This window comes from Endozoicomonas sp., from assembly GCF_031844845.1.
Classification (GTDB): domain Bacteria; phylum Pseudomonadota; class Gammaproteobacteria; order Pseudomonadales; family Endozoicomonadaceae; genus Endozoicomonas.
The window spans coordinates 1-3,480 of record NZ_JAVRMB020000296.1; the positions used below are offsets into that span (position 1 = coordinate 1).

The 3,480-nt window shown below is 48.8% G+C and carries 3 protein-coding genes; 1 reads left to right on the forward strand and 2 read right to left on the reverse strand.

Annotated features, from left to right (window positions below; all coding sequences use genetic code 11):
* Positions 1-1,840: hypothetical protein (locus RM811_RS16135; RefSeq protein ID WP_402526313.1), on the forward strand; the 1,840-nt coding region annotated here is incomplete at its 5' end.
* A gap of 252 nt (positions 1,841-2,092) precedes the next feature.
* Here the strand turns inward: RM811_RS16135 and RM811_RS16140 are convergent.
* Positions 2,093-2,491, reverse strand: a complete 399-nt coding sequence (locus RM811_RS16140) for a 2-amino-4-hydroxy-6-hydroxymethyldihydropteridine diphosphokinase (protein WP_402526316.1) — start codon at positions 2,489-2,491, stop codon at positions 2,093-2,095.
* 6 nt (positions 2,492-2,497) lie between these two features.
* A complete protein-coding gene (folB, locus tag RM811_RS16145) occupies positions 2,498-2,866 on the reverse strand; it encodes a dihydroneopterin aldolase (protein WP_402526319.1) in 369 nt (122 codons plus the stop codon).
* Positions 2,867-3,480: the final 614 nt, after the last annotated feature.

Here is a 3,480-nt window from a genome sequence, read left to right on the forward strand (position 1 = left end):
TTCCTACATGGCTCTGCCCTTCAAATTTTTGGGCTACGTGGCTTATCACGTAATTTACAGGCCTCTGAATGCCTTCGTGATCACACCGCTGAAGAATGTATACAACTACTTCTTCAACCCTGAAAAATACTATGCACAAAGTACGGGTAAAACCTTAAGCGAAGTAGCCAGTGCTGTTGGGCCAGATAGGCAATCCAGCGCCGAAAAGGATCGGGCTAACGAACAGGCTTATGCAAAGTGGGCTCGCGCGGCAGCCAAGAATGATGAACACAAGGCTGAAATGGAAAAAAGGAAGCCCAAAGCCGCCGTTCTCAACGAGTTTACAAAGAAAATTGCCGAGGGAAGCCTTAACCTGGAAGATACCAAAGGTAGAACCAAAGCGGTAAGAGAAGCTACAGGTCAGGTGCTACACACAGATACGGCTGAATACGCCAGGAAAGGTAATGTATCTGCTGACGCCGAGTTCAAGAAGGAACAAGAAGCGTACAACAAAACCGTTGAAGCGCACACGAAGGCGATGGAAGAGTATCAAACATTGGCGGCAGAGGCTCAGAAGAATGGTAAGCCTCTTCCTGAACAGCCGGTTCTTACTGTTAAGCCTCCTGTAAAAGCGCCTACAGCCAAGTGCACCGATGATTACGTTAAAAACGCCTTCCTTATGTCAAAAGCAGCCGAGAAGGAAGCTACATTTACCGCTCAAATAGCACAGATGAGAGCAGAGCTTAAAAAAGCATACCCAGATTTATATGATCATAACTTTGTTGTTCATGATGAGGTTGAAAAAATCAGCCTGGAACAGCACATGGAAGATCATGAACAGACTGCTCACTACCAGCAGATGTGCCTGGGGCAAATCAAGCTAGAAGGTAACAGTAAGCCAGAGGCAACGTGGCTTCAGGGGCAAATTGCTCATCACATCCAGAACGCCGATGTAATACGCCGCAACCTCGAAATTTACTCAAAAGAGTGCGAGTTGAAGCTCGCTCAGGAATACAAGGCCGGACAGATCCCAGACATCTTAGAGTGGCGGCAAGGACGCGACAGGCTGAAACTGGACATCAGGGCAAAGCAGACGGTTGAAAAGGATAAAGATGATAAGATCATCGATGCCAGGTACGAGTTTAACAAAGAGGAGATGATCAAAAACCGTCCACTCCCAATCACTCGTTACGACAAGCAGCAGGGCTTAACATGGAGCAAGGTGAGCTTTGAAAAACGTCCTTACGCAGGCTACGAGGCTGTCAGAGATGACAAGCACGAAGTTACAGGGTCGAACGCGGTAGCTGACAAGCGTAACCACTGGGTTGTAAACCATGATCCGGTCAATGGCCACGACAATTTCGGACCAGTTATAAAGGCCAGCACGCCCCATGATAAGTCAGCTGAAGAGGATAAAACGGCCATTGGGTATCTTCAAAATTGGGTAAATCTCCCTGATCAGGAAGATGTAGTTGACGTGGATCGTACGATATCAGCATTGCATAAAGAAATCCGCAAGGGTGAAAACGCTGACGATTTTTCTGAACTGGATGAGGATGAGGGTTCAATAACCAAGAATGCTTTCTCTGACCTTCCGGGATCAAAATGGGGCGATAGTGATTTTCCCGTCTTGGATGATGATGAGGGATCAATCAGTGACTCCTATGACCTTGAGGAAGCAGCATGGAACTTGGATCGTGAAGAGTTTCAAGTAACGATTGACGCGCTGAAAAAAACAAACCAGGAACAGTGTGATCGCGTGCGCGAGTTGGTCAATGCTAATGAATTCATACTCGCTGCGGAGGCTGGTAAATCTGGGCAGAAGGATCATCCATATAAACCCTCAAAAATATCGATTTAAATAGCAACGGTTTATAACCATGCTTAAACGGGTTAACTTCGGCATGTCCGTCGCCATTGAAGTTGCTACGGCCCTCGCTCCCCCGGGAACTTAGTCAGTCTAAGTTCCCGGGGGGAGCGAGGGCCTAAAGGTTTCGCTCACTTGCCGCCTTGTTGCAACGCCAAACCCTTTGGGTATATATCATTGGCCGTCTTTTCGAAGACGGCCTTTTTTATTTCTCTGCCAGGAAAATCGGATAACGCCCTTTATTTTTCAAAAGACCCAGACATCATGATGGCTTAATAAATCAACAACCAGCGGACGAAACCATGACTCATTAATCTGGTCTATTATTTCGTCAGTCGGCTGACCTTCAGTCCAGTCAAAGACCAGCAAAAGGTCAATATCAGCAGCGCAGAGCCCCCGACTTCTATCTCGTCCTAATTGCCCTTCGATAGACTTACACCACTGTTTCAACGCTTCGATGTTAATATCCGATTCAAAGCAGACAACCCCGTTCACATAATCAGGTGCATTAATGCCTACTGCCCTGGTCACAACCAGCTCACTGACCTTAATCGGACCAAAAGCCTCATCAATGGCAGAGATCATACGGCGACATTGGTACTCTGCATTTTCATTAGAACCAATACCCAGAACATAAACAGTCACTGTTGCTTATTCCTGCCCCATCATCTGTATACGGGTTCTTTCACACCAGACGGTGGCCAGGGCATTACTCAGTGCCTGAGGCTTGCGTATGGTCACCGCCACCGTATCCACAGGGTAGTGCTCCATCAGCAGCCTGATAATCCCTCCCGCCAGCGCTTCGATAAGCTGATAGCGGGATGCCTCGCAAAATGCTCTTACTTTCTGGGTAATGGCATCGTAATCCAGGGCATCCTGAAGGTCGTCACTGGTAAAGGCCTTTGAAAAATCAGTGGTCAGTTCCAGGTCCAATATTAATGGCTGAGGAGCTTCATGCTCAAACTCATAAACACCAATAACCGCTTGCGTTTCGATGCTTTCTATTCGGACTTTATCCATGGGACAGGCTCATTTCTCTTTCAGTCTCGTTCCCACGGTCCTCCGTGGGAATGCATACCGGAACCCACCGACAGTGACGTAGGTTGGGTCGAGCGAATGCGAGCCCCAACAAACTATCTGCAATCATCGGTGAAATTGTTGGGGCTCACTCCGTTCGACCCAATCTGCATGTCTGCCGTCTTTCCCGCGCAGGCGGGAATCCATCACGAGCAGTGGATCCCCGCCTGCGAGGCTGTCGCAAAACCCACCAGGAACCTCGTTCCCACGCTCTGCGTGGGAATGCATAGCCAACCACAGGAATCGTGTCTGTGGTTGGGTCCTGGCGTTACCACGCAGAGCGTGGGAGCGAGGAGGGTTTTGCGACAACCGCCTTCGCGAGGATGACGGTCGGGGGGGGGTTGCCCTTTTGCGACACCCTCCTGCGAGGGTGTCGCAAAAGGTAGATTAAGCTTTGAACCACAAAGACACAAAGACACAAAGACACAAAGACACAAAGAAAAGAAGGGTCTGGTTTGTTCAACGGGTAGCCTGAGAGCAACCAAAAAAACTTTGTGTCTTTGTGCCTTTGTGGTTCCCTTCTTTTAGGGCTTTTGCGACAGCCTCCTTCGCGGGGA

Excerpts from the sequence above, each read along its gene's own strand:
- folB (WP_402526319.1), bottom strand. The coding sequence starts at position 2,866 with ATGGATAAAGTCCGAATAGAAAGCATCGAAACGCAAGCGGTTATTGGT.